Source organism: bacterium (assembly GCA_030652805.1).
Classification (GTDB): Bacteria; JAHJDO01; JAHJDO01; order JAHJDO01; family JAHJDO01; genus JAHJDO01.
The window spans coordinates 1-25,852 of sequence record JAUSPT010000055.1 but is presented as its reverse complement, the minus strand read 5'-3'; the positions used below and the strand labels follow the sequence as shown (position 1 = coordinate 25,852).

Sequence of the window (25,852 nt, the reverse complement as noted above, 5' to 3'; positions counted from 1 at the left end):
TAGATGCTGAAAGTTTTGTCTAAATTACGAACTGTCTTACACATAGACGCAGGTGAGGTTTGGAGCGGGATAGAGCAGAGAATATTCTCAATCAGCAGATCGCTTAACAGTAAGCAGTTTAAAATAATTTTAGCTGTATCTCCGTCAAGTCCATTATGTAAAAAAGCAGGTTCGTATAATATCCCGTTATTGTCTCTTAAAATAGGCAGATGGAAATTTAACCCGGTAGTTATATGGAAACTGTCACGGTTTTTAAAAACTCATAAAGTTGATATCTTGCACACACACCGTTCATCAGACCACTGGATTGGTGTCTTGGCTGTTAGATTATTTGGCTTGTCCGGTCAATGCAAAATTATCCGCACACGCCATAATTTCACAAGAATAAAAAACAACTGGATAAACAATAAACTTTATAAAGAATGGACAGATAGAATAATAGCAGTGGCTGAAGTAATAAAAAGACAGCTAATTGATGAAAATAACATTTCCGAGAATAAAATCATCACTATTCATAGTTCTATAGACACAAAAAAGTTTAAGGGCGAGTTTGATAGTGGGAAAATACGTAACGAGTTTGGAATCTTACCTGATACTGTTGTTTTAGGAATGGTAGGAAGATTAAGAGAGCATAAAGATTATCCTAATATGTTTGAGGCACTAAAGATTATTATTGAAAAATTCAGGAATATTAAATTGCTGATTGTTGGAGATGGAATTCTTGAATCGCAACTTAAAAGCATGGTTCAAAAAATGAAATTAAGTAATTACGTTATATTCGCAGGTAAAAGAGAGAGTATACCCCAAATTCTCTCAGGGATTGATATATTTGTACTCTCGTCTTCTGTTGAAGGATCCCCTGCTGTAATCAAGGAAGCACTTATTATGGAAAAACCTGTTGTTTCAACTAACGCAGGCGGTATTCCTGAAATTGTTCAGGACGGAATTACCGGTGTATTAGTTCCTCCTCATAATCCTGAAGCTTTAGCCAATGCTATTTTTGAAGCAATAAACAATATGGAGAAAGCCTTAGAAATGGCAAGAAAAGGAAAACAAGTTATCATTAATGAATTCTCAGAAACGAGACTTGCACAGCTAACAGCGGAGGTGTATCGATGACGAATATATTCGAATTAAAAAGTGCGAAAGAAGCTCTGCGGGAAAGCGAGGAAAGATATCGGCTCTTATTTAAAACTTCACGTGACGCAATAATGACACTTGCTCCGCCATCTTGGAATTTTACTTCAGGGAATACTGCCACGCTTGGACTGTTTGGCGTGAAAGATGAAGAAACGTTTATTTCTGCGCCTCCGTGGAAGTACTCTCCAGAGTTTCAGCCGGACGGACAAACCTCCGCAAATAAAGCAAAAAAAATGATTGGCATAGCAATGAAAAAAGGGTCAAACTTTTTTGAGTGGACGCACAAAAAGCGGAATGGCAAGGACTTCTTTTGCTCCGTTTTGCTGACAAGAATGACTATCGGAGAAAAAACTTTCCTGCAGGCGACAGTCAGAGATATTACAGGACGCAAGAGGATAGAGAAGGAATTAAAAAAGTACCGCGATCATCTGGAAGACATAGTCGATAGTCGTACAGCAGAACTTGAAAAGGAAATCACTGAACGCAAACTCACAGAGGAGGAGCTGCGTAATAGTAAAAACAAGTACAAAACACTTCTTGAGAATCTTCCTCAGAAGGTATTTTTATTGGACAGCAATTTGGTTTTTATCTCTTGTAACGAAAGCTTTGTACGAGACAAAAAAATCAGGCGTGAAGAAATCGCAGGAAAAACAGATTATGATTTCTTTCCAAAGGAACTAGCTGAGAAATATAGAGCAGATGATGAAAGGATTATCAAATCCGGAAAAACAGAAGAAATAGAAGATAAACGTGTCATAAATGGAAAAGAATGCATTGAATACACAGTCAAGTGTCCTGCTAGGGATGAACGGGACAACATCGTTGGGCTATTGGGTATTTCTTGGGACATCACCGAGCGTAAGGGGACAGAGAAGACGTTGAAAGAGACGGCAGCAAAATTGCAGAGACAAAAATCGGCTTTAGAACAAAAAAACATTGCGCTCAGCGAAATCATAGCGCAGATTGAAGTGGAAAAAAGAAAAATAAAAAATGATATAGCGGCTAATGTAAATGAATTATTGTTTCCGATTTTAGAAAAACTTAAATTAGAGAAGACCGCCGGTAAATATGTTGATTTATTAAAAAACCATTTAGGGGAATTGGTGTCTTCGTTTGGCCGTAAAATAAGAGGGAAAAGACTTAATCTGACTCCAAGGGAAATTGAAATCTGCAATATGATAAAAGGCAGGCTCACAAGCAAAGAGATTTCCGGGCTTTTAAATATTTCTTACCAGACAGTTGAAAAACACCGCAAAAATATCAGACATAAAATGGGAATACGTAAAAAAGATATTAACTTAGTTTCTTTCCTCCAAACCATTTAACGGGTATTTTATATACCCATTACCTACCCATATAATTCCTGTTGTTGATATCTTCTTATAAACTTAGAATAAATGTGTAACATAAGAAAGCAGGAGAATAAGTGAGTCTTTCTGATTACATGCGAAAAGAGTTAGTTCTTCTTGATCTTTCATCTGATAAAAAAGAAGATGCAATTAAAGAGTTAATATCTCCGATAATAAAAAAAGGGTTTGCCAATTCAGAAAATACACTGCATAAAGCTATTTTAGAGAGAGAAGCACATGGCAGCACTGCGGTAGGGAATGGAGTTGCTATCCCGCATGCAGAAACATCTTCTATTAAAGAAAAAATTATCGTTTTTGGAAGATCAAAAAAAGGCATAAACTTTGATGCAATTGATAATAAGCCTGTAAATCTTTTCTTTATGATTATTTCTCCAAATAGAGAAATTTGTCCGCACTTGAAAACTCTAGCCAGAATATCCCGCCTTCTTGGAGAAAAAGCTTTCAGGGATGACTTGATGAGTGCTACATCTTCAGAAGACATAATAAAACTAATTGCTATGGAGGAAAAACCTCCTGAGAAAGAAAGTGATATGAATCAAGAGCGAAGGAAATATTCGCGATATGCCGTTGATGAAGCTGTTGAGTTAAGATTGCAAAAAGATTCGGAAAAACATCTGGTTGTATACTATGGCTATACAAAAGATATAAGCCTTGGTGGGATCTGTATAACGCTACCAAAGCATGAGGATACAAATGACTCCGAAATAAAAGAAGATATAAAACTTCAAGTAAGAATTCCTGTGTTGGATGTCAAAAAATATTTAGAAATAAATGGACAGACAGTCTGGCGCTTACAGAAAAAAGAAGATTACAATATTGGGATACAATTTATCTCAAACGATAAGGAAACAGAAACCGCTCTTTCTCGATTTATTGATGAAATAAAAACTTCTTCTTAAATTTCAAGACACATTCTTTTATCGATATCCATTTTTACTTCAGTTTATCACTTGGCTTGACCAAATTAGTACTTGTCTATACAATGACGCTGCTATGAAAAAGCCAGTTAGAATTCTCCGCATAGTCCCTTCTCTTGAAATGGGTGGTGTTGAAAGAACACTGACATCCATACTTCCAAGATTAGATAAGTGTCAATATAAGGTTTATCTGTGCTGTCTTTTTAAACGGGATAAACTGGCAGATATTATGGAATCTTTAGGTATTCCTATTATCAAGTTTAGAATGAGAGCACGACTGGACTTTGACGGGAAATACATAGCAGGTATATTGAGACTGGCACGCCTTATGAAAAAGATGCAAATAGACATTGTTCATACTCATCTGTATAGAGCGAACCTTGCAGGAAGAATTGCTGCTAAATTAGCAGGAATACCAGTAATAATAACTAATGAACACAATATTGATTCATGGAAGAAATTTCCCCAGAGATTGAGTGACAGAGTATTAGCAGGAATTACAAATAAAATTATTGCTGTGTCTGATGCAGTCAAAGATTTTTATGTTAAAAAAATAGGGATATCTGAAGATAAAATTATTACAATTTATAATGGAGTTGATATTTCAAAATTTCAAACTTATGTGAATATAAACAAAAAAAGGGAAGAATTTGGGATAAAACCAGATGAAAAAATTATAACTATAATAGGACGCTTGCAGCAGCAGAAAGGACACGTTTACTTTTTAAAGGCAGCTCAAATAATAAGAAAGAAAAAACCAAACGTAAAATTTTTAGTTGTAGGTGACGGCCCATTAGAAAGCCAGTTAAAAACTGCCTCAGACGATTTAGGGATTAGCAAAAATGTAATATTTACAGGTTTGAGAGAGGACATTCCACAAATTCTTGCAATGTCTGATATATCTGTTCTGACTTCTTTAAGAGAGGGATTCTCAATAACAGTTCTAGAATCAATGGCTGCTGGAAAACCTGTTGTTGTAACAGACGTTGGAGGTAATAGTGAAGTTGTAAAACATGGAGAAACAGGCTTTATCATCCCGCCTCAATCTCCTGAGGACCTGGCTTTATATAGTCTCAATCTAATTAATAATCAAGAACTGGCAAAAAAGATGGGAGAAGAGGCAGAGAAAAGAGTGCTAAACTTTAGTATTGACAGAATGGTTGAAAAAACGGAGAATTTGTACACTCTTTTACTTAGGAGAGTTAAGTTAGATAAAATAGGATAAATATATGTTTTGGAGAAAAGATACACAAAAAAATAGAAGAGAGTATATCAGACTTGAGAAAGCCTTTAGGGTAAAATATGGGATTATTAAGCTTGATAAAGAAATTCCTGTTCAATATGACCTGTTAGATTCTGTTGAATTAAAATACAGTGGGCATACAAAAGACATCTGTGAAGGAGGACTATGCATGGAAAACGAGGATTTGAAAGAACTTTTAAAGACAAGCATAAAAGAAGAAACGGAATTAAAACTAATAATTTCAATTCATGGCGAAAAGAAGGAAGACATTAACACTGTTGGCAAAGTTGCCTGGATAGACTTCAAAAGAGATGTATGCGGGATAGAATTTATATCTATTTTGTATGAAGACCGTCTGAAAATCCGCAACTATGTTAGAGATGAATACTTTGAAAACTATAAAAGATGACCTCTAGTTATGTTCTTCTACCTGCTTCTGCTCTTTACGTTGCTTCCGATGACGGAGCTGGTTTTGCTAATAAAAATCGGTCATCACATTGGTCTCTTAAATACAATTTTAATTGTTATTGCAACAGGTATTTCCGGCGCTTCACTTGCAAGATGGCAGGGATTAACAGTAATTAGAGAGGTTCAAAACCAGCTTTCTGTTGGTATTATGCCAAAGGAAGAAATTTTGGATGGAATAATGATACTGGCAGGAGGACTTCTCTTGCTCACCCCTGGCTTAATCACAGACTTTATTGGATTAGTGGCTATAGTGCCCGTTACAAGAAAATGGATAAAGTATCTAGTGAAGAAAAAACTTGCTCAAATGATAGATGAAGGAAGGTTTAAAATAAACAGGTTCTGATTATATGAAGATATCATACATCTGTGAAGACAGCCAAATTCCATTAATGGGAGTAAAGGGCGCTTCCATTCATATACGCGAAGTTATTAATGCTTTAATTAAATTGAATCATGAAGTATTTGCGATCACAACAAATAAGGGCGCGAAAAACCATGAAAATGGTCAATATACGATCCACGAAGTATCACCATTTACATCAAAGAAATTGGGTTCTGATCTAAGAATGACCTTTACAAGCAGCAAGCTCTACAAAAAAGCCAGGATCCTATTTAACAACGCAAAGCCTGATTTAATCTATGAACGATATGAGCTTTATGGAAGCGCAGGGATGAAGTTAGCTCAAAAATTCAACATACCTTTTATATTAGAGGTTAATGCAGCACTTTTGTGGGGTCCTAAGCGGAGATTAAATTTCAGACCTTTAGCCAGATATGTGGAAAACAATATATTCAGAAGTGCTGGAGCAATAATTATAACGACAGATAATCTTAGAGACTATGTTATCAGAAAAGGGGTAGATAAAAGCAAGGTTTTTGAAGTCCCTGATGGTGTAGATTCCGAAAAATTCAATCCAGAGATATCTGGAAGTCCCATTAGAAAAAAATATAAACTTGAAAAAAAACAAATTGTTGGATTTGTTGGAAGTCTCAGTAAAAGACAGGGCCTCTCTCTATTTCTTGATGCAGCAGAAAAATGCAAACAGCAAATACCGGATATTCACTTCCTTATAGTTGGAGAGGGATTTGAAGAACATAAATTAAAAAATTTTGTTAAAAATAATAAATTAGAGAATATTGTTACTTTTACTGGCGCTGTTTCACATAATGATATACCGGCATATATTGCAGCAATGGATATAACAGTTCTTCCCAATATGAGTATTTATAGCTCCCCCGTTAAAATTTTTGAATATATGGCAATGGCTAAACCTACTATTGCCCCAGCACAAGGACAAATGAATAGATTCTTTGAAAATGAAAAAGAAATATTATTAATCAAACCCGGGGATCAAGAACAGCTTGCAAACAACATTACAAAACTCTTTAGCGACCCTGCGCTCAGGAAAAGATTGGGCTCTAATGCAAGGTATAAGGTATCAAATTCTTATACATGGGAACACAATGCAAAGCGCATTTTGGAGATTTACAGAACTATTCATTCCTCAGATTCGCATATTTAACTAATAAGGTTTTTCTAATATTTTCCTTCCAGAAATGAACTGTAAGCTTTGTCTTATCTCCACGCCCGGTTTTACTGACAACTGTTCCTCGTCCCCATTTTGGATGCATAATTCTCTGCCCTACCTTATATGCATAGGCATCATCTTCTAAGCTTTCATATCTTAGACTATTATCTGTGAAGTTATTCTGAGAGGAGAAAGCAGATTTATCTAAACTGGTTCTTTTATATGTTTTAACCAATAAATTGTCAGGAATTTCGTCTATAAATCTTGATGTTACGGTATTTCTCCATGTGCCGTGAAGCCTTCTTCTTAAAGCTGACGAGAGATACAGCTTTTCCTTTGCTCTTGTCATACCTACATAGCAAAGACGTCTTTCTTCTTCAAGGTCACTTGTCTCGAGTGAAGAATTTATATGCGGGAAAATATCCTCCTCCATTCCTGCCATAAAACAGACTGGAAATTCCAATCCCTTAGCGCCATGAACAGTCATTAATGTAATTGCATTACTTTCAGAATCCCAGTTATCAACATTAGAGAGAAGTGCAACCTGATCTAAAAAATCTCTAAGCAGTGGATTCTGTGTTTTTTCCTCATATTCTGCAATTGCAGAAACAACCCCAAAGACATTCTCCTCTCTTTCATTCGCAGTGCTTGGGTCTGTACTATGAAGGTAACCTGTATAATTTATCTCTGCTATTAGATCTTTTGCCATTTTAGTGATACTTCCTTTAAAAGTCTGATATTTTTTAATAATATTCACAAAATTTTTTATCTTGTTCTTTGTTCCTGAAGTTAGATCAGAAACGTTAGCAATCTTATCCAAGATGCTGAATAGGGGTAGCTTCTTTTCTTTCGCAGACTTCTCCAGCTTTTTTAACGTTGTGTCTCCAATACCTCTTGGAGGCAGATTGATAATTCTTTTTATATTAATCAAATCGTTCGGGTTGGATATCATTCTCAAATATCCAAGTATATCCTTAACCTCTTTTCTATCATAAAATCTTACTCCGCCAATTATTTTATATGGTATGCCTTCGCGTCTGAAACTATCTTCGAGCAGTCTTGATAATGCGTGTACACGATAGAATATTGCAATATTCTTATAGGTTTTATTGTTGTTTATAAGCAAATTTTTTATTTGTTCTGAGATAAACTTTGCTTCTTCTATTTCATCATACGCTTGATAATATATTGGATTAGCTCCTTCAAGATTACGAGTCCACAAACTTTTTTCTTTTCTATTTGTGTTATTTTTAATCACACTATTTGCTGCAGATAAAATCGCCTGTGTTGAACGATAATTCTCCTCAAGCTTTATTATCTTAGCTCCTGCAAAATCCCTTTCAAAATTCATGATATTAGAAATATCTGCTCCTCGCCATTTATATATTGATTGATCAGGATCTCCTACAACAGATATACTTGCGCATCCAACAGCAAGAAGCCGAATTAGTTCATATTGAGCATGGTTTGTATCCTGATATTCATCAACAAAAATATGCCTGAATTTACTACGATACTTATCCAGAATATCAGGAAAGTCATTAAATATCTTAACTGTGTTCATTATAAGATCTCCAAAATCAAGGGCTTTTATTTCTTTAAGGCGTATTTGATATTCTTTGTAAATATCAGCAACTTTTTTCTCATAAAAATTCCCGCAAAATTCGCTATATTCATCAATATCAAGAAGTGCATCCTTTGCTCTGCTTATCTTTTCCAGAACGGCTTTAGGTCGAAATTGTTTATCGCTTAAATTCAATCTTTTAATGCATTCCTTTACGAGATTAGTTTGGTCTGCTTCATCATATATTATGAAATCCGGCACTATCTTTTCGCTCTTCAGAATTCTAAGACAAACAGAATGGAATGTGCCTATCCACAATTCCCTTTTAAAAGATTCTACAAGAGAGCTGATACGTTTCCGCATCTCCTCTGCAGCCTTATTTGTAAATGTTACTGCTATTATGGTAGAGGGACTTACACCTTTCTTAATAAAGTATGCAATTCTATGAGTCAGTACGCGTGTCTTGCCGCTGCCGGCCCCAGCCAGTATAAGAAGCGGAGCATTATGATATATAACAGCTTCTTTTTGAGCAGGATTTAAGGAACTTAAGACTGTATCCATATTCGCAATTCTACCAATGCTGCAAAGAATTTGCAAAAACAATTACTTGTGTGTTATGTTGATTTTATGATTTTTGAATTATCTGTTAAGAGTCATAAAAGGGAAGAATTTATTAGTATTACTTCAGATATTGAAAATAGAGTTAAAGAATCTGGAATAAGTAGTGGACTCTGTCATATATTTATTCCTCATACTACAGCTGGTGTTACTATAAACGAGGGAGCTGATCCGGATGTTCTGAGGGATCTAGAATACGGGCTGGACAGATGTGTTCCTTATGAAGGTAGATATCACCATATGGAGGGCAATTCTCCAGCTCATATAAAGTCAAGTATAGTAGGCTGCAACAAAACAGTTTTTATAGATGATGGACACCTTGTGCTTGGGACATGGCAGTCTATCTATTTCTGCGAATTTGATGGGCCAAGAACAAGGAGAGTACTGGTTAAAATAAAATGATAAATTTCAGATTCAGGACTTTTCTTCTTTGTCTGTGTCTTTTATTGCCTGCCGTATTTATCTCTGGATGTTCCACGCAAAGATGTCTTATTAGAAATTCCTATAAGCCAGATGCAAAATTCTATATAAATCCACGCGTTAAGCTTAAAAATTATGAAATAGCATATATACAGAGGCCAGAAAAAAACGGTGAAAACCTAACAGCGGACGATCAAATAATTCAGAAATATATAAAAGGCCAAATTGGTATAGTTTTTGAGAGAGCCGGTCTTTTCAAACGTGTTACATACGATAAAAATGTGCTAAACAAACCTGATGTGTTAAAAGTTACATCCAATTTCGCCGTTGATTATGGAAACCAGTCATGGAGATCTCATCTTGGTTTTCTGGGCTTTGGCAAAACAAAAATCCTGTTGGAAATAAAATTAAAGGATGCAAAAACAAATACTATCGTCTCAAAGTATAAAGACTTTCTAATGGGAACAGGTTGGGAATCTATAGCAGGTGGAGACCCAAATTTCCTTATAAAAGAAGATGCAAGAGAAATAATTACTTCTTTTGCCGATTTATTGAAGAGGGTTTGGAGAAAAGACGGTTAAAAAAACATGAATTCTGGCCGTATCCTCATCATAAGAGGTGGAGGGATTGGGGATTTTGTATTAGCTTTACCCGCCATATATGCTCTCCGAAAACGCTACTCAAACTCCTATATTGAAGTAATGACGCATCCCAGATTTTTTAAACTGGTAGAAAACGAGTTTTATGCAAATTCTGCATGTTCTATAGATCAGGCTGCTATAAGTCAATTTTTCCTGCAGGGAGGTAACGTTAGCATAATGAAAGATTATTTTAAATCTTTTGATTTGATATTAGCCTACATCCCTGATAAAGAAGGTATCTTTCAGAAAAATTTAGAAAGAGTAAATAAAAAGAAAATTGTTTTTCATAAGCCTTTTCCTGATACTCAAACAAAACAGCATATCATAGATTATCTATTAATCCCTGTAAAAAACCTCGGAATAAAAATTGATATTAATCGTCCACAAATATTCTTAAAAGATGAACACAAGAACTGGGCAAACAGTTTTTTTGCTGATAATAAATTGGTGGATAAAGTGTTAGCTGTTCATCCTGGTAGTGGTTCTATAGCAAAATGCTGGAATGTTCAGAACTTTGCAGACGTAATAAACTGGTGGATGGATAAATATGGTAAAGTTTTAATTATCTGTGGAGAGGCAGATGAACAAATTATAGGAGAATGTAAAAACCTTTTGCTTGATGAAAAGTTTGTGATTGCTAAACATATTGAACTGGTTAATCTAGTTTCATTAATTGCCAGATGTAACTGGTACATAGGAAATGATTCAGGCATTACTCATCTTGCTGCAGCAGTTGGTGTTAAAACAGTAGCGCTTTTTGGCCCAACAGATCCAAATATCTGGGGACAAAGAGGCGAGAATGTAAAGATTGTTAAAATAGATAGTTCCTCTTTGGATAAAATAAAATTATTTACAACAATCTAGTTTCATAATATTATGAGCACAAGATAAGAATGTAAGTTAACTGTTGAGAGAAAAATCATGGCAAGAATAGTTTTTATTGGAGCAGTAAGCTTACCCGCCAAACTTAGATTTAAGCTTCTCTATAAAGCTCCTGCGTATAGGAGTTAAATGCTCGCCGCTTATCTCAGCAAACTTTCTGAGAAGTCCTTGCTGCTCATTATTCAGTTTTACAGGTATTTCAACTATAACTCTAATGAGTTCATCTCCTTTACCATATCCGTGCAGACTTGGAATACCCTGTCCGCGCAAGCGGAATGCTTTTCCAGACTGTGTGCCTGGGGGAATCTTCATCTTTGCCTTACCTTTAAGAGTAGGAACTTCTATCTCTGCACCAAGTGCTGCCTGCGTTATGCTTATAGGAACTTCACACAGTATATCATCATCATGCCGAGTGAAAAATTCATCATCCTCTACATGAATTACTACGTATAGGTCTCCCGGGCTTCCACCTCTTGTGCCTGCTTCCCCTTCTCCTCTGACCTTTAATTGGGAACCTGTATCAACTCCAGAAGGTATCTTAACAGTAAGTTCACGAGGTTTATTTACTCTTCCAGTGCCTCTGCAAGCCTCACATGGATTCGTTATTATCGTGCCCTCTCCGCCACATCTATCACATGTTCTATTTATACTAAAAAATCCCTGAGAATAGCTTACCTGTCCCGCGCCTCCACATTGAAGACAATTGATGCGTTTTGTTCCTTTTTTGGCGCCAGATCCATTACACACCTCACATGTTTGTGGTCTGGAGATACGTATCCTTTTATCTATACCAAAGGCAGCTTCCTTTAAGGTAATCTGCAGGTCATATCTAAGATGTTCTCCTCTGTTATGTGCTCCTCTTCCCCCTGTGCCTTGAGAGCCTCTGCCAAAAAATCCTTCAAATATATCCCCAAAATCACTGAATACATCACTGCTGAATATATCTGAGGCATTTCTGAATCCGCTAAAACCTCCTCCCTCTAACCCGCTGTGACCAAACTGATCATAGGTTGCCCTTTTTTGAGGATCACTCAGTACTGCATAAGCTTCAGATGCTTCTTTGAATTTTTCTTCAGACTCTTTATTCCCCTGATTCTTGTCAGGATGATATTTATGTGCGAGTTTCCTATAAGCGCGCTTTATCCCATCTATTGCAGCGTGCTTGTCAACACCAAGTATTTCATAATAGTCTCTTTTACCAGCCACTACTAATTACCTCTCAATCCTAAGCTTAGATTAAAAGTAAAATCCGAAATTCTAAATCCGAAACTCGAAACAAATTTAAAATTCTAAACATTGTTTTGAACATTTGTATTTTGGTAATTCGATATTGTTTCGTATTTCGTGCTTCGAATTTAGTGCTTTTTCTCATCCTCTACCTTATAGTCCGCATCTATTACATCCTCTTCTTTATCAGACTTTTTCTTTTCCTGCTTTGGTCCTGTCTGAGCCTGGTCTTCTGCTCCTGCCTGCTGCTGTTTTGCAGCTTGCTGATACATAACCTCAGCCAGCTTATGAGCAGCTTGCTGCAGGCTTTCAGAAGTCTTTTTCATCTGCTCAATATCATTAGCCTCCAAAGCCTTTTTAGCTTCGTCCAGAGCAGATTGTATCTTGTCTTTCTCAGACGAATCTATCTTGTCTCCATGGTCCTTCAGAGATTTCTCTGTTGTATAAATCAAGGAATCCAATTGATTGTGAACTTCAACTGCCTCTTTTTTCTTCTTATCCTCTTCTGCATGAGCTTCTGCATCCTTAACCATTTTTTCCACCTCTTCTTCACTCAAACCCCCAGAGGATTTTATTACAATTGACTGTTCCTTACTTGTAGCTAAATCCTTGGCAGACACATGTGTTATTCCATTTGCATCAATATTAAAACTTACTTCTATTTGAGGCACTCCGCGCGGAGCAGAAGGAATACCTACCAGATCAAACCTGCCAAGAGTTTTATTATACTGCGCCATTTCCCGCTCTCCCTGCAGCACATGTATGTTTACAGCAGGCTGATTATCCGCAGCAGTGCTGAATATCTGAGATTTCTTTGTTGGAATAGTTGTGTTTCTTTCTATAAGTCTTGTGCAAACTCCCCCCAATGTCTCGATCCCGAGAGAAAGAGGAGTAACATCAAGAAGCGTTATATCTTTAACATCTCCTGAAAGCACACCGGCCTGTATAGCAGCTCCAACAGCAACAACCTCGTCCGGGTTAACACCCTTATAAAGTTCTTTGCCAAAAAACTTCTTTACGACTTCCTGAACCTTTGGAGACCTTGTCTGCCCGCCAACCAATATTACATGATCAATATCCTTTGTTTCCATTTTTGCATCAGCCAGCGCTTGTTTACACGGACCAATCGTGCTGTCTACAAGCTCCTGTGTCAGTTTTTCCAACTGTGCACGCCTAAGTGTTATATCCAGATGCTTTGGTCCGCTTTGATCCGCTGTTATGAATGGAAGGTTTATGTTTGCTGTCTGAGCAGTAGAAAGCTCTACTTTTGCCTTCTCAGCGCCTTCTCTCAATCTCTGCATCGCCATCTTATCATTACTCAAATCCATACCATTGGACTTTTTAAATTCGCTGACCAGCCAGTCAATGATTTTCTGATCAAAATCATCTCCGCCTAATTTCGTATTACCATTGGTTGCCTTAACCTCAAAAACTCCATCTCCAATATCAAGTATGGATATATCAAATGTTCCGCCGCCGAGATCGTACACTGCAATAATCTGTTCCTTTTTTTTATCAAGCCCATATGCCAGAGCAGCCGCAGTCGGTTCATTTACTATTCTAAGTACTTCAAGGCCTGCAATCTTTCCAGCATCCTTGGTAGCCTGTCTCTGGCTATCATCAAAATATGCGGGAACAGTAATAACCGCTTTTTCAACTTTATCTCCTAAATAACTTTCTGCGTCATGTTTGAATTTCTGAAGTATTGCGGCAGAGATTTCAGGAGGTGTATATTCCTTATCACCGGCTTTTACCTTTACTTTTTGACCCATCTTCCTTTTTATTGAGCTTATTGTATTCTCCGGATTTGACACTGCTTGCCTTTTAGCAATTTGTCCAACTAACCTCTCCCCTGTTTTAGATATTGCTACAACAGACGGAGTAGTTCTGCTTCCTTCTGCATTAGCAATGACAACAGGTTTCCCCCCTTCCATAACTGCCATGCAGGAATTAGTTGTTCCTAAATCAATACCTATTACTTTACCCATTACTAGTCCTCCTTTTTTATTCCATTATTTATTTTGTTTTTTTGACACCTTTACAAGAGACGGCCTTATAACCTTTCCATGCAGCTTGTAACCTGTACTAACTTCTTCAACTACCGTGTCTTCAGGATATTTATCAGTTTCTACCTGCATAATCGCTTCATGCTTATCAGGATTAAATTGAGTACCATGAGACCTGATTTCTTCCAGCCCATTTTGTCTCAAAATATCCTCAAATTGCTTTAGAACTAATTCAATACCCTTTTTGAGATCTTTGATATTACTTACCTTATCTGCTGAGTCTACTGCTCTTTTAAAATTATCAACAACAGGCAATATCTCATTGATTAATTTCTCATTTGCAAATTTAGCAAGAGATTCATATTCTCTTGCAGTTCTCTTCTTGAAATTATCAAACTCTGCATGCAGCCTTAAAAGCTGATCATGCCTTTCATCGCATAAACCGGATTTTTCTTCCAGCTTCCTCAGCTCTTTTTCGGTATATTTTGTTTTTTTCCGTGTCTTCATTTTTTTCTTCCTGCCTATTCAAGCAAGAGCTTTTTCATAATATCGCCAAGTTTACTCGCAGTATAATTTAATTTACTTATTACTCTTGAATATGCCATCCTTCTTGGACCTATTATACCTAATGATCCCATTGGAGATCCAAACAGGCCATACCTTATAGTAAGCAAACTACAATTTTCTATGTCGCTGTCCGCTGTTTCCCTGCCAATAAGAACTTTTATCCCGTTTCTGTCAATGGGCATATTGAGGATTTTAGATAAATATCTTGTATTCAACGCCCTGAACATAGCCTGTGCTTTATTAATATCACTAAATTCAGGATACTGCATAAGATATTCATAGCCGTCAATGAAAACCGTTTTTTCTTCCTCAAAAGAAAGAATTACATCCAGTATATCCATCACACAGTCATATACTGTTTCATCAAGATGGGAATATTTCTCTTTAAAAATCTCTCTGAAATCCAAGCGTATATGAATAAAGTCAAGCCCTTCCAGGTTCTCATTCAGGAATGCACATATTCTTTGCAGATCAGCACCAGATACTTCATCCCTGAAACAAACCACCTTTTTTTTCATGTCCCCTGAACGCATAATAATAATAATCATAATTCTGTGACCTTGAAGAGCTATGAGCTCCAAATGCTTGAATGTTCCGCTATCATGAAATCTTGGCAGTTCTGCAAATCCCATATAACTGGTTGTAAAAGACAACAGCTTTATTGTCTCTTTAATTATTGACTCAATATCGTAATTAAGACTTGAATATGCATCGTCTATAAAGTTTTTTTCTTCATCCGTAAGCAGTTCTGTCTTTATAAGAAAATTAACATAAAAGCGGTACCCTTTATCAGTAGGGACTCTGCCTGCAGAAGTGTGAGGCTGTATCAAATACCCTTGCTCCTCCAACTTCACCAAAATATTCCTGACAGTAGCTGATGATACATTTAATTTACAATTCCTAACCAGTTTTTGTGAAGCAATAGGCTCTCCAGTATTAATATATGAATAAATTGCTGCCCTTAAGATATTTGCTTCTCTGTTGCCATCTACTGCTTTTCCAATCATTCCTGCTCCTTTTTTAGCACTCTAAAGCCGAGAGTGCTAAACTTAAGCATAAAATAGCAATTGAAGTGACTTTTGTCAAGCCGAAAAAATCACTCCATCGCAACCGCCTGCTTTAGCTGGCGGTTATCTGTAGATTTGGTGAGAGCAAGAATTTTGTCAACGAGATCAACAAATGTTGTTGAGGTATTTGGGGGAAAGGGCGATGAGTCAAATTTTACCTCTTTTGTAGATTGCCATAAAATAGTATTGTGTTTTTTATTCTTTCTCCAAGTCTTTTCTTTAAATCTTCTGTATTCTTCCAAAGTATATGATTCTCTTGTTTAATATCAAAATGTATCTTGTCTCCCTTATCTTCCTTAAAATATGACTCTTTACATGTAAAAATCACAGGCAATCCCAATCCTTTGGCAAAGCCAGCTTCATAATAAATCCCACCCTTTTTATTGGAATTAGTAAAATCTGCTATAATAAATTTACTCTGTTTAATTAGATTTATTATCTTATCCATGATCATATCATTATGTTCAACCATATCGGAGCGTTTAGCGTCGTATCCAGCTAACTTTGCTCCAGGCTTGATTCCTTTCTTAAATATAGGCTCATCTTCCTTTTCAAAAGACATAGCTGTAAAACATATTTTTGAGTCCGGGTTTATTTTTTTTATTTCTTCCAATCTTTTCCAACCGGCTATATCTATACGACATTTTATAAAACAACCCTTTACAAGTCCTGAGTTAACCTCTGGGCCAAGTATAACATACTGTAAATCCCCTAATAAATTTAATAAATATCTTATTTCCTCAGACCTGCTAACATATACAATAGGATAATCATTTTCAAATGAAATAGTGACATCGTTTCCAAGAAAGTCGCTCCTTTTCTCAAGATACAACAAAAACTTGTCTATCTTTTCAGATACCGTTTCAGGTACTTTATGTAAATCAAAAAAGCCTTTGATATCGACTGGGTAAAGTCTAGGGAGTTCGTCGTTTATTCCACTAAATACATTTATTTCCCTCAAAATTGCAGATAATATATAGCTTTCTTTCTTTAGTTCTTTTAAAAAGAAGTCAATATTATTAATCAGTTCTTGGTTCGTGAAAAATTCTCCACATCTATGACAATCAACTATAATATCACCTGCTTCTTTGGTATAGTCGGCTATCTTTTTACATATTGGACATTTCATTATCACTTCCACAATCCCCTCTTATTCTTCATTGATATTTTTGAAATGTAGCACAGGAACTTAGTTACGCAAATTATTTCTTTTTCCATATGCTTTTAAACTCCCATAACACATAACCACCTGCAACTAAGACCCACAAAGAAATTAATTGTGGTTTGGTTTCCATAATAATTGTACACGCTATTGAAAGCACTATAAAAACAAAGAAGAATCTAATCAGTTTTATTGCTATTTTCATACTAATTTCCCCCATTTTTGAGACACATAACACCAACCATCAAACAGTCACTCTTTAATACTACCCTACCTCAAATTACCTAAAACCTCAATAAATTTAATTTCACATCCCCCTGAATCCCCCTTCAAAGGGGGAATAGTTTTGCCACAGGCGAAACTAGGGGGATGTTTTCCGCCATCATTAAGGGAATAAGATATTGTGCCCCTACATATGGATTTTAATGTATGATTTTTTTGGGAGGGAGATAATTATCTGTGGTGATAATCTTCTTACCAGTCTTTCCTTCCAGTTCCAGTCTTGCTTTTTTGGCAATACCATCGCCTTTTTTGCCTGCAACTTTATTCTCTTCCATTCCGGTTGCTGTCATTGTTTCGGCTATCTGTCGAGTGGAGAGTTCGGCTAGCGCTGTAAAAATAAGTTCTGCTTCGCTCATGTGGTCGCGCAGGTTCTGGGTCTTTAAACCTTTAATGTTCTTGTGCTCTTTTACCGTTAGGCTCGTCCATTCCTGATGGATGATATTGGTCAGTATGGCGTATTCTTTCTCTTTTTTGATGTCATGATCTTTCCAATAGTCAGTGAGCTTGTTGCGTGTTTCCTGCCCCATCATTCGCTGTTGAATCCATTTTTCGCTGCGCCCGTATTTTTGCCAAGTTTCTCTGGCTCTATCAAGTGATCTTGCAGGGTCTGCCATATCCTGCATCCGCTCGTAACCGACTTTAGCAAGCCAGAGTTTAATTGGCTCCGCCTTTGGACTTGGTACAGACTGAATGAGACGGAGAAGAGTTTCTGGACTTGCAACATCTGTTAAGTATTTTTTCCCGTCTGAGGCTTTCAATTTCAGTTGGTCACATTTTGTGACGACCTCGCTTCCTTCCTCCTTTAGCCTGTTTTTTAAAGTCGTCCAATAACTTTGCGCTTTTTTATGTTCCGTTTGTTCTGTCAAAGCTGCAATAATATCCACAACCGAGAAAAGCCATGTTTCAGTTTCTTCATTATAAAGTCTACGGATTTTGAAATTCTCAAAGACAGCTAAGGTCTTGTCCTTCATAATATTTTCCTTTTTATGTTGAAAATTTTTGGATTCTTTCCAGACAGGTTTGTTTTCCCAGAACTTCCATAACATCAAATATCGGCGGGCTTGCTGCGCGGCCGGTGAGCGCAACTCTTACAGGATGAATAACGTCTCCCGGCTTCAGTCCTTTTTTCTCAATAAATGCTCTTACTACGCTCTCAAGTGTTTCTATATCAAATGATTTTACTCCTTCTATTACATTGCACAGTTCTTGCAGCATTTGTGGGATACCATCCTTCCTTAAAAACTTATTAACTGCTTTCTCTTCATATATCGGAGTATCCATAAAAAAGTAATTTATAAGTTGGGGAATTTCAGAGAATTTTTTAAGCCTTTCCTGGATTAATCCAACTATTTTGGAAATTTTATCAATACCAACTTCCTTGGTATCTTTTATAAGTTTCGCTTTTTTTAGCTCCTCCAAAGCAATACCTACAAGTTTTTCCAGAGGCATCTTTCTTATATATATACCATTCATCCAATCAAGCTTCTGGCTGTCAAAAACAGCATTTCTGTCATTTATCTTTTCTATTGAAAAGCTCTCTATAATTTCATCCCTGCTCATAACTTCACGGTTATCTCCAGGCGCCCAGCCCAGCAGGGTAAGAAAGTTAAGCAATGCATGAGGAAGATAGCCCATGTCTCTATATTCAAGAGGGGAAGCTGCTCCGTGGCGTTTGCTCAATTTTGCCTTATCAGGTCCGAGAATCAAAGGAATATGCGCAAATTTAGGTGAATTGCAACCAAGTGCCTTGTATACAGCAATCTGCTTCGGTGTGTTTGAGATATGGTCGTCTCCTCTTATAACATGTGTTATCTTCATCTCAATGTCGTCAACTACACACGCAAAGTTATACGTCGGGCCAGCATCGGATTTAACAATAACAAAATCATCCAGAACTGAGTTCTCAATGGATATTTTCCCGTGAATGAGGTCATTAAATTCTGTAATGCCGGTAGTAGGAACTCTAAAGCGCAAAACATGTTTTATCCCTTGCGAGGTTAAATGCTTTATTTCTTCTGCACTTAAATTTTTACATTTGCCGTCATATCTGGGTGGTAATTTTTTCTTTTGCATCTGTAGTCTCATCTCTGCAAGTCTCTCAGGAGTGCAGAAACAGGAATAAACCATATTTCCCTTAATCAATATATCTATGTACTTTTTATACTTATCCAGTCTTTGCATCTGATAATAAGGGCCAAAATCTCCTCCAACATCAGGTCCCTCATCCCAGTCCAGTCCAAGCCATCTTAAGCTTTCAAGTATTAAACTTACTGATTCAGGTGTTGAACGTTCTTTGTCAGTGTCCTCCATGCGCAGTATGAAGGTGCCTTTTGCGTGTCTTGCAAAGAGCCAGTTGAATATAGCAGTTCTTACATTGCCAAGGTGAAGGGAACCTGTTGGGGATGGAGCAAAACGAACTCTTGCGTTCTTCAAATCAGCGTTGTTGTTATGCATATGACTACTTCTGTCTTAATATTAATATCTCTTTTATGCTTAAACAAATATCCCAGTATTGGAATATCTTTTAATAGAGGAATACCGTGTTCAATAGTTTTTTTGCCCTCTTTAAAGAGACCGCCTATAACCAGAGTATCACCATTTTTCACGCTAACAACTGTGTCCGTTGATCTTGTGCTGAAAACAGGCATATCATATTCACCTTTATATCCAATGATATATTTTACTTCTGGTTTCACATTTAAAACAATAAGATCATTATTTCTGACATGCGGGGTAACAGTTAAGGTTATACCTGTCTGCAGAAAATCAGTTATAAAATATCGTGTCCCTGCTCCTACTCCTGCTGCTCTATTATCATAGTTTTCTTTTCTGTAAGGAATATTATCTCCGGATATAATAACTGCTTTCTGATTGTTTAGAACAACCACCTTTGGTCTTGCGGCTATCTTTGCCTTACCTTCGCTGACAAGAGCATCTATTGTTGCAAAAAGAGCATCTCTTTTGTAGCGGTCTCCTAAAAGGCCTCTTACTATAAGTTCTGTTCCTCTTGTTTCTTTTACTGCTGTATTTAATCCATGTCCGATGGTTGCAGTTACGGACGGACGAGTAAGGCTCCAGTCAATCCCTATTTCAGTTTCCTTATCATAGCTAACCTCGAATATCCGCGCTTCAATAAGCACCTGAGGCACTTTTATATCAATATTTTCAATAAGCTTCCTTATGCTTCTAATGTATGAAACTGTATCGGTTACTATAAGCTGGGATTTGTCCAGATAGACCTGTACTCTTCCTCTTGATGAAAGCTCATTTTCAACAATTGTTTTCGCTGTAGCGGGGTCAATATGCTGTAAGGGAAATACGGCTGTGATAAAATCATCAGGCGACATCTTCTTCAGCATTTTTTCATCAATATTTGTCCCGGTCCCTTTTGATAAAGGATTGTCGAACTCCTGAGAAGTTATATCAATAATGCTGGGAGTTTGTAAGCTTAGATCTTGTTCTTTAGACGCTGTAATTGTGATTGTAATTTCAACATCTCCGTTTTTCTCCTTGCTAACAGTATTAACAATTACCGTTTTATTTGTGATTATATCAATCAGCGTAGAATATACAGGAGCTCCATCATTCGTTGCCTGTATGCTCGGATTTGAAATGCTTCCGGAAATTCTGGATATCTTTAGCTCAGATATAAGCTTATCTTTTTTATGACAAAAACCTGTTTTCTTTGCTGGATTCACTCCGTCCAGATAGATTTTTGTTTTTCTCTCTAATTGACCAGTTTCTATGGATATTGTTTTTGATTGATCAAATGAAATATTATTTTCTTCGTTTTTATCAAGCACAATATCTATTTTTGATGTCTCGCTATCAATATCTGTTACTGTTATTTTTGATATAGCTCCTGTCCATAAATCCTCAGAGAAACAAATTCCGCCCGATATAACAGCAACCATTCCGATGAATATCGGAACTAATATCCTAAGAACATTTTTATTTAACATAAAACCTCCATCTGATTATAGAAGATGATTTTGTAAACTTATACTGCGTAAAGTATTCCTGATATGATTGAAAATACTTTCTGTCAGAAGATACAGCTACAATTCTTCCATCATTGTCATAGCTTAATAGATATACAGTTCTATATCCCTGTTCTTTATTAAGATTTTTGATGCTCATATTAACAGTGTAGTTTGTCCCTTCCTTCCATGTGCTGATAATCGTTAACTTTGCATTCGGACCTTTTGCTTCCTCTGGCTCTATTCTCTCAAGTTCTTTATCTATCCTTTTCACAAGAGGTGGTTTCTGGAATACTGCTATTTCAGGAATGGATGTTTCAGAAGTATTTGTCTCTGCATATGCAAAAGCTGAGATAAAAATAAAAATTATAGAAAAAAATATTTTCACAATTAAATTAAAATAGTTCTTTTTGCTGAGTTTGTTGACCTGCTTTGACGCCAAGGTGTTTGTATGCAAGCGTAGTTGCTTTTCTACCGCTTGGTGTGCGTTTGATAAATCCCTGCTGTATGAGATATGGCTCATAAATTTCTTCGATTGTATCCTGTTCTTCCCCTATAGCAACAGCAATTGTTCCTGCTCCCACAGGTCCTCCATTAAACTTATGGATGATTGTTTCCAGGATTTTTTTATCCATATCATCTAATCCGTATTTATCTACCTCCAGCATCACTAAAGCCTTATCAGCAACTTCATTAGTAATCTTCCCGTCTGCCTTCACTTGTGCATAGTCTCTTACACGTCTAAGCAATCTGTTGCCTATTCTTGGTGTACCGCGTGACCTTTTTGCAATCTCCATAGCTCCTTCAGCTGTTATCTCAACACGAAGAATCTTTGCAGAGCGAATGATAATATCATATAGATCATCCTGTCCGTAAAACTCCAATCTGGACACAATACCAAATCTCGACCTTAGAGGGGAAGTAAGGAGCCCGGCACGCGTTGTTGCTCCAATAAGTGTAAAAGAAGGAAGATCGAGCTTTACTGACCTTGCGCTTGGACCTTTGTCAATCATAATGTCTATCTTATAGCTTTCCATAGCAGGATATAAATATTCTTCTACGACGTGACTTAGCCGATGCACCTCATCTATAAATATAACATCTCCATCGTCCAGATTTGTGAGAACGCCAGCCAGATCACCAGCTCTCTCAATAACGGGCCCGGAAGTGGTTCTAATATTTACATCCATAGTTCTGGCAATTATGTTTGCAAGTGTTGTTTTTCCAAGTCCAGGCGGTCCATATAAAAGGACATGGTCAAGCGATTCGTTTCTCTTTTTTGCAGCTTGAATGCAAATCTGAAGATGTTCCTTGATTTTATTTTGACCAACAAATTCCTCAAACCTTTCAGGTCGCAGAGTAACGTCAAACTCTTTATCTTCGTCCCGCAGATTTGGAGTTGTTATTTTGTTTTCCATATAATATAACTATAATCAATTTATCAGAAAAATACAACGAGATTGTCGATGAGAAGACTGTTGATTTGTTTAGCAAAATATCCTACAATTATGTAGGTTCTAGACAGAGAGAAAAGTTATGAAGAGTAAAAGAAAACATCCGGAAGTAAGACGTAAGGTAGAAGAGTTATCCATGCTCTTTGAGATCAGCCAGATACTTGACCGCAGTATGGATCTTAGAGATGTGGTGAATCCGGTCTTAAAATCTTTAGCTGAGCATATGGGAATGTCGCGGGGAACTATTACTCTCTTAAACAGGGACACAGAGGAGATAGGAATAGAAGCCGCTTATGGGCTTTCGATAAGCCAAAAGGAAAAGGGCAGATACAAACTTGGTGAAGGCATTACGGGGAAAGTAGTGCAAACTGGAAAGCCTGCGGTAGTACCACGAATATCCGAGAACCCGTTATTTCTAAACAAGACCGGTGCCAGGAAACTGCTGCGTAAAAAAGATATTTCATTTATCTGTGTTCCAATTAAACTGGGTAATGAAATAATAGGCGCGCTAAGCGCTGACCAGCTATTCGATAATACTATATCATCTGAAGAGGATGTACGGCTTCTCTCCATTATTGCTTCAATGATCGCTCAAGCTGTTCGGCTCAGACAATCCCTTCAAGAAGAGCGTAAGCGGTTGGTTGAAGAAAATCTCCGTCTCCAGAATGAGCTTAAAGATCGTTTTTGCCCCTCTAATATTATTGGAAAAACAAAATCCATGCAATCGGTCTATGATCTTATTGCTCAGATATCAAACACAGATACCACTGTTTTAATCTGTGGGGAAAGCGGTACTGGCAAAGAGCTTGTTGCGCAGGCAATACACTATAACAGCCTTCGCGCTAATGAGCCGTTTATAAAGGTCAATTGTTCATCATTGCCTGAGACACTAATTGAAAGTGAACTGTTTGGGCATGAAAAGGGAGCATTTACCGGCGCAATCAGTATGAAAAAGGGAAGGTTTGAACTTGCAAACAATGGAAACATGTTCTTGGATGAAGTTGGAGACCTATCTCCTGCCATCCAAATAAAGCTTCTAAGAGTACTTCAGGAAAAGGAGTTTGAGCGTGTAGGCGGAACCAGCCCTATTAAAATCAATGTCCGAATTATTACAGCTACGAACAAAAACCTGGAACAATTAATTAAACAAGGTAAATTCAGAGAAGATCTCTATTATCGCTTAAATGTATTCCCTATCCATATACCACCTCTGAGAGAGCGCAAAACAGATATTATACTTCTGGCAAACTTTTTCGCAGAAAAATACAGTAAAATTCACAATAAACCTATAGAACGCATATCACCTCAAGCTCTTGATATGCTTGTAAACTACAGATGGTCTGGCAATGTGAGAGAGCTTGAAAATTACATTGAACGCTCAGTTTTACTCAGCAAGGATGAGGTAATCCATGTGTATCATCTGCCACCAAATCTTCAGCCATACAAACTCAATGCAAAGGAGAACAGCACGTTACAGGCTATTCTGGACAATGTTGAAAGAGAGCTGATACTGGATACACTTCACAGCACAAGAGGAAATATGGCAAAGTCTTCCCGCATGCTTGGAATTACTGAAAGACTCATGGGACTCAGGGTAAAAAAACACGTAATTGATATCAAGCAATTTCGTTCCAATTCACAATCCTGAAATATTACAAATACAAATCCTACCAATATGTATGATATTTAATAAAGAGATACAATACTGTAGGATAGTACAATGCGGATTTCCCAATTTCTGATTAGATATATAATTTCAAATCCTGCAATTTAAAATTTTCCAACCCGTGAATGTAATGCTGCGACATGTAACACAGAGCATTAGTTCATTCTCTTTGATATTTGGCATATTATTTGCTTTACTATAGCTTGAATGACAATAAACAAAAGGAGCGAAAACATGATCGAAACAAATCTATTTAAAATTACACAGAACCAATTAGATGAAGCTGTTGAGAAGTTAGGTCTCAATAAGGCTGCTCACGAGCTTCTTCGGTGGCCTCAACGGGAATTCACGTTCACTCTTCCGGTAAAGATGGATGATGGAACTACCAAGATCTTTCATGGATTCAGGATTCAATACAATTCGGCTCTTGGCCCGACAAAGGGAGGAGTGCGCTGGCATCCTGAAGAAACTATAGATACCGTGCGCGCTCTAGCTGCGTGGATGACATGGAAATGCGCTCTTGTAAACATCCCTCTTGGAGGGGGTAAGGGCGGTATAATTTGCAATCCTAAGACAATGTCCGAAAGGGAAAAAGAATATCTTGCAAGGGCTTATATCAGAGCCATTGCTTCTCACATTGGCGTACACAAAGACGTCCCTGCTCCTGATGTTTACACAACGCCGCAGATTATGGCATGGATGATGGATGAGTACGAAGCTATAGTTGGGGAATCTCATCCGGGTATGATCACCGGCAAGCCGCTGTCATTGGGAGGCAGTGAAGGACGTGGAGACGCAACAGCTCGTGGAGGAGTCTTTACTGTAAGAGAGGCGTGTAAAGCTCGTGGTATTAATTCTAAAGGCACCTTTGCAATTCAGGGTTTTGGAAACGCAGGACAATTTGCAGCGCTGCTACATCCGGAAATACTTGGCGGAGGAAAACTTATTGCCGTGTCTGACTCAAAAGGCGGAGTATATAAAGAATCAGGAATTAATCCAGAAGATATGGTAAATCATAAACTAAAAACAGACAGTGTAGCCGATTTCCCCGGAACAAGTCCTATCAGCAATAAAGAGATTATTGAGCTTGATGTTGATGTTTTCTATCCAGCAGCTATGGAGAATGTTATTACTGAGAAAAACGCGCATAATATCAAAGCCAGAATAATCTGTGAGCTTGCAAATGGGCCTACAACTCCTGAAGCAGACGCAATACTTTATGCAAAAGGCGTTCATGTTATACCAGACTTTCTTGCCAATGCCGGAGGAGTAACTGTTAGCTATTTTGAACAGGTTCAAAATACATATAACTATTACTGGACACTGGATGATGTGCATAAGCAGCTGGACGCCAAAATGACTACTGCTTACCACTCAGTATATAAAATGCATAAGGAAAAGAATGTTCATATGCGTTTAGCTGCATATATGATTGCCGTCTCCCGCGTTGCCGAGGCTGTAAAACTTAGAGGCTGGATATCGTAAAAGACAAGTTGGTGTTTTTTAGCTATGCGGAGGCTGAGAAACATAGGTAACACTCGTGGTATGATAGAAGACATCCAAACATTGCGAGCTAGCGAGCAATGTTTGGAGCAAGAATCTACCATATCGGAGGAGTTGCCAAATGAGAAAGACAGCTAGTTTTTACT

At 37.3% G+C, this 25,852-nt stretch carries 24 protein-coding genes; 12 read left to right on the top strand and 12 right to left on the bottom strand.

Features of this window, described 5'->3' with window-relative positions:
- The first annotated feature begins 3 nt into the window (after positions 1-3).
- The 7 genes from Q7J67_06175 to Q7J67_06145 all read left to right on the top strand — a co-directional run bounded on the left by Q7J67_06175 (position 4) and on the right by Q7J67_06145 (position 6,661).
- The gene (locus Q7J67_06175) at positions 4-1,119 is read left to right on the top strand and encodes a glycosyltransferase family 4 protein (protein MDO9464866.1); all 1,116 of its coding nucleotides are present in this window, start codon (positions 4-6) and stop codon (positions 1,117-1,119) included.
- Complete coding sequence (locus Q7J67_06170) at positions 1,116-2,465, top strand: PAS domain S-box protein (GenBank protein ID MDO9464865.1); 1,350 nt, start codon at positions 1,116-1,118, stop codon at positions 2,463-2,465. Before Q7J67_06175 ends, Q7J67_06170 begins: the two co-directional genes overlap by 4 nt.
- Positions 2,466-2,566: 101 nt before the next feature.
- Complete coding sequence (locus Q7J67_06165; GenBank protein ID MDO9464864.1) at positions 2,567-3,409, top strand: fructose PTS transporter subunit IIA; 843 nt, start codon at positions 2,567-2,569, stop codon at positions 3,407-3,409.
- A gap of 94 nt (positions 3,410-3,503) precedes the next feature.
- The gene (locus Q7J67_06160; protein MDO9464863.1) at positions 3,504-4,652 is read left to right on the top strand and encodes a glycosyltransferase; all 1,149 of its coding nucleotides are present in this window, start codon (positions 3,504-3,506) and stop codon (positions 4,650-4,652) included.
- A gap of 4 nt (positions 4,653-4,656) precedes the next feature.
- Complete coding sequence (locus Q7J67_06155) at positions 4,657-5,079, top strand: PilZ domain-containing protein (GenBank protein MDO9464862.1); 423 nt, start codon at positions 4,657-4,659, stop codon at positions 5,077-5,079.
- Between the two features lie 9 nt (positions 5,080-5,088).
- Positions 5,089-5,481, top strand: a complete 393-nt coding sequence (locus Q7J67_06150) for an FxsA family protein (protein MDO9464861.1) — start codon at positions 5,089-5,091, stop codon at positions 5,479-5,481.
- A 4-nt stretch (positions 5,482-5,485) separates the two neighbouring features.
- Positions 5,486-6,661, top strand: coding sequence for a glycosyltransferase family 4 protein (locus tag Q7J67_06145; GenBank protein ID MDO9464860.1), 1,176 nt, complete (start codon positions 5,486-5,488; stop codon positions 6,659-6,661).
- On the opposite strand, the gene Q7J67_06140 is transcribed toward Q7J67_06145, so the two are convergent.
- A complete protein-coding gene (locus Q7J67_06140) occupies positions 6,633-8,792 on the bottom strand; it encodes a UvrD-helicase domain-containing protein (protein ID MDO9464859.1) in 2,160 nt (719 codons plus the stop codon). The two genes, Q7J67_06145 and Q7J67_06140, sit on opposite strands and share 29 nt — an antisense overlap.
- 66 nt (positions 8,793-8,858) lie before the next feature.
- Here Q7J67_06140 and Q7J67_06135 point away from each other — a divergent pair, with 66 nt between their 5' ends.
- Genes Q7J67_06135 through Q7J67_06125 form a run of 3 tightly spaced genes read left to right on the top strand, consistent with a single transcriptional unit; the run spans position 8,859 to position 10,774 of the window.
- On the top strand, positions 8,859-9,251 hold the full coding sequence (locus Q7J67_06135) for a secondary thiamine-phosphate synthase enzyme YjbQ (protein MDO9464858.1): 393 nt from the start codon (positions 8,859-8,861) through the stop codon (positions 9,249-9,251).
- A complete protein-coding gene (locus Q7J67_06130; GenBank protein ID MDO9464857.1) occupies positions 9,248-9,850 on the top strand; it encodes a hypothetical protein in 603 nt (200 codons plus the stop codon). Before Q7J67_06135 ends, Q7J67_06130 begins: the two co-directional genes overlap by 4 nt.
- 6 nt (positions 9,851-9,856) lie before the next feature.
- Positions 9,857-10,774 (top strand): glycosyltransferase family 9 protein, encoded by a 918-nt coding sequence (locus Q7J67_06125; GenBank protein ID MDO9464856.1) that lies wholly within the window; start codon positions 9,857-9,859, stop codon positions 10,772-10,774.
- Between the two features lie 90 nt (positions 10,775-10,864).
- Here Q7J67_06125 and dnaJ read toward each other — a convergent pair whose 3' ends face one another.
- The 11 genes from dnaJ to ruvB all read right to left on the bottom strand — a co-directional run bounded on the left by dnaJ (position 10,865) and on the right by ruvB (position 22,501).
- Entirely contained in the window at positions 10,865-11,998 is a 1,134-nt protein-coding gene (gene dnaJ, locus Q7J67_06120; protein MDO9464855.1) for a molecular chaperone DnaJ, read from the bottom strand.
- Positions 11,999-12,147: 149 nt separating this feature from the next.
- The gene (gene dnaK / locus Q7J67_06115) at positions 12,148-14,007 is read right to left on the bottom strand and encodes a molecular chaperone DnaK (GenBank protein MDO9464854.1); all 1,860 of its coding nucleotides are present in this window, start codon (positions 14,005-14,007) and stop codon (positions 12,148-12,150) included.
- Between the two features lie 24 nt (positions 14,008-14,031).
- Entirely contained in the window at positions 14,032-14,532 is a 501-nt protein-coding gene (gene grpE / locus Q7J67_06110; protein ID MDO9464853.1) for a nucleotide exchange factor GrpE, read from the bottom strand.
- 14 nt (positions 14,533-14,546) lie between these two features.
- Complete coding sequence (gene hrcA, locus Q7J67_06105) at positions 14,547-15,599, bottom strand: heat-inducible transcriptional repressor HrcA (protein ID MDO9464852.1); 1,053 nt, start codon at positions 15,597-15,599, stop codon at positions 14,547-14,549.
- 214 nt (positions 15,600-15,813) lie between these two features.
- A complete protein-coding gene (locus tag Q7J67_06100; protein ID MDO9464851.1) occupies positions 15,814-16,788 on the bottom strand; it encodes a hypothetical protein in 975 nt (324 codons plus the stop codon).
- A 73-nt stretch (positions 16,789-16,861) separates the two neighbouring features.
- A complete protein-coding gene (locus Q7J67_06095) occupies positions 16,862-17,026 on the bottom strand; it encodes a hypothetical protein (protein MDO9464850.1) in 165 nt (54 codons plus the stop codon).
- 217 nt (positions 17,027-17,243) lie between these two features.
- Positions 17,244-18,074, bottom strand: a complete 831-nt coding sequence (locus Q7J67_06090; GenBank protein MDO9464849.1) for a BRO family protein — start codon at positions 18,072-18,074, stop codon at positions 17,244-17,246.
- A gap of 13 nt (positions 18,075-18,087) precedes the next feature.
- Positions 18,088-19,557, bottom strand: coding sequence for a glutamate--tRNA ligase (gene gltX, locus Q7J67_06085; GenBank protein ID MDO9464848.1), 1,470 nt, complete (start codon positions 19,555-19,557; stop codon positions 18,088-18,090).
- Complete coding sequence (locus tag Q7J67_06080) at positions 19,533-21,065, bottom strand: secretin N-terminal domain-containing protein (GenBank protein MDO9464847.1); 1,533 nt, start codon at positions 21,063-21,065, stop codon at positions 19,533-19,535. The genes gltX and Q7J67_06080 overlap by 25 nt, the downstream gene beginning before the upstream one ends.
- Complete coding sequence (locus Q7J67_06075; GenBank protein ID MDO9464846.1) at positions 21,055-21,471, bottom strand: hypothetical protein; 417 nt, start codon at positions 21,469-21,471, stop codon at positions 21,055-21,057. Before Q7J67_06075 ends, Q7J67_06080 begins: the two co-directional genes overlap by 11 nt.
- 7 nt (positions 21,472-21,478) lie before the next feature.
- Entirely contained in the window at positions 21,479-22,501 is a 1,023-nt protein-coding gene (gene ruvB, locus Q7J67_06070) for a Holliday junction branch migration DNA helicase RuvB (protein ID MDO9464845.1), read from the bottom strand.
- Positions 22,502-22,619: 118 nt separating this feature from the next.
- Here ruvB and Q7J67_06065 point away from each other — a divergent pair, with 118 nt between their 5' ends.
- On the top strand, positions 22,620-24,185 hold the full coding sequence (locus Q7J67_06065; protein MDO9464844.1) for a sigma 54-interacting transcriptional regulator: 1,566 nt from the start codon (positions 22,620-22,622) through the stop codon (positions 24,183-24,185).
- A 252-nt stretch (positions 24,186-24,437) separates the two neighbouring features.
- Positions 24,438-25,688: a Glu/Leu/Phe/Val dehydrogenase gene (locus Q7J67_06060; protein ID MDO9464843.1), complete on the top strand. Its 1,251-nt coding sequence runs from the start codon at positions 24,438-24,440 to the stop codon at positions 25,686-25,688.
- The last annotated feature ends 164 nt before the right edge of the window (positions 25,689-25,852 follow it).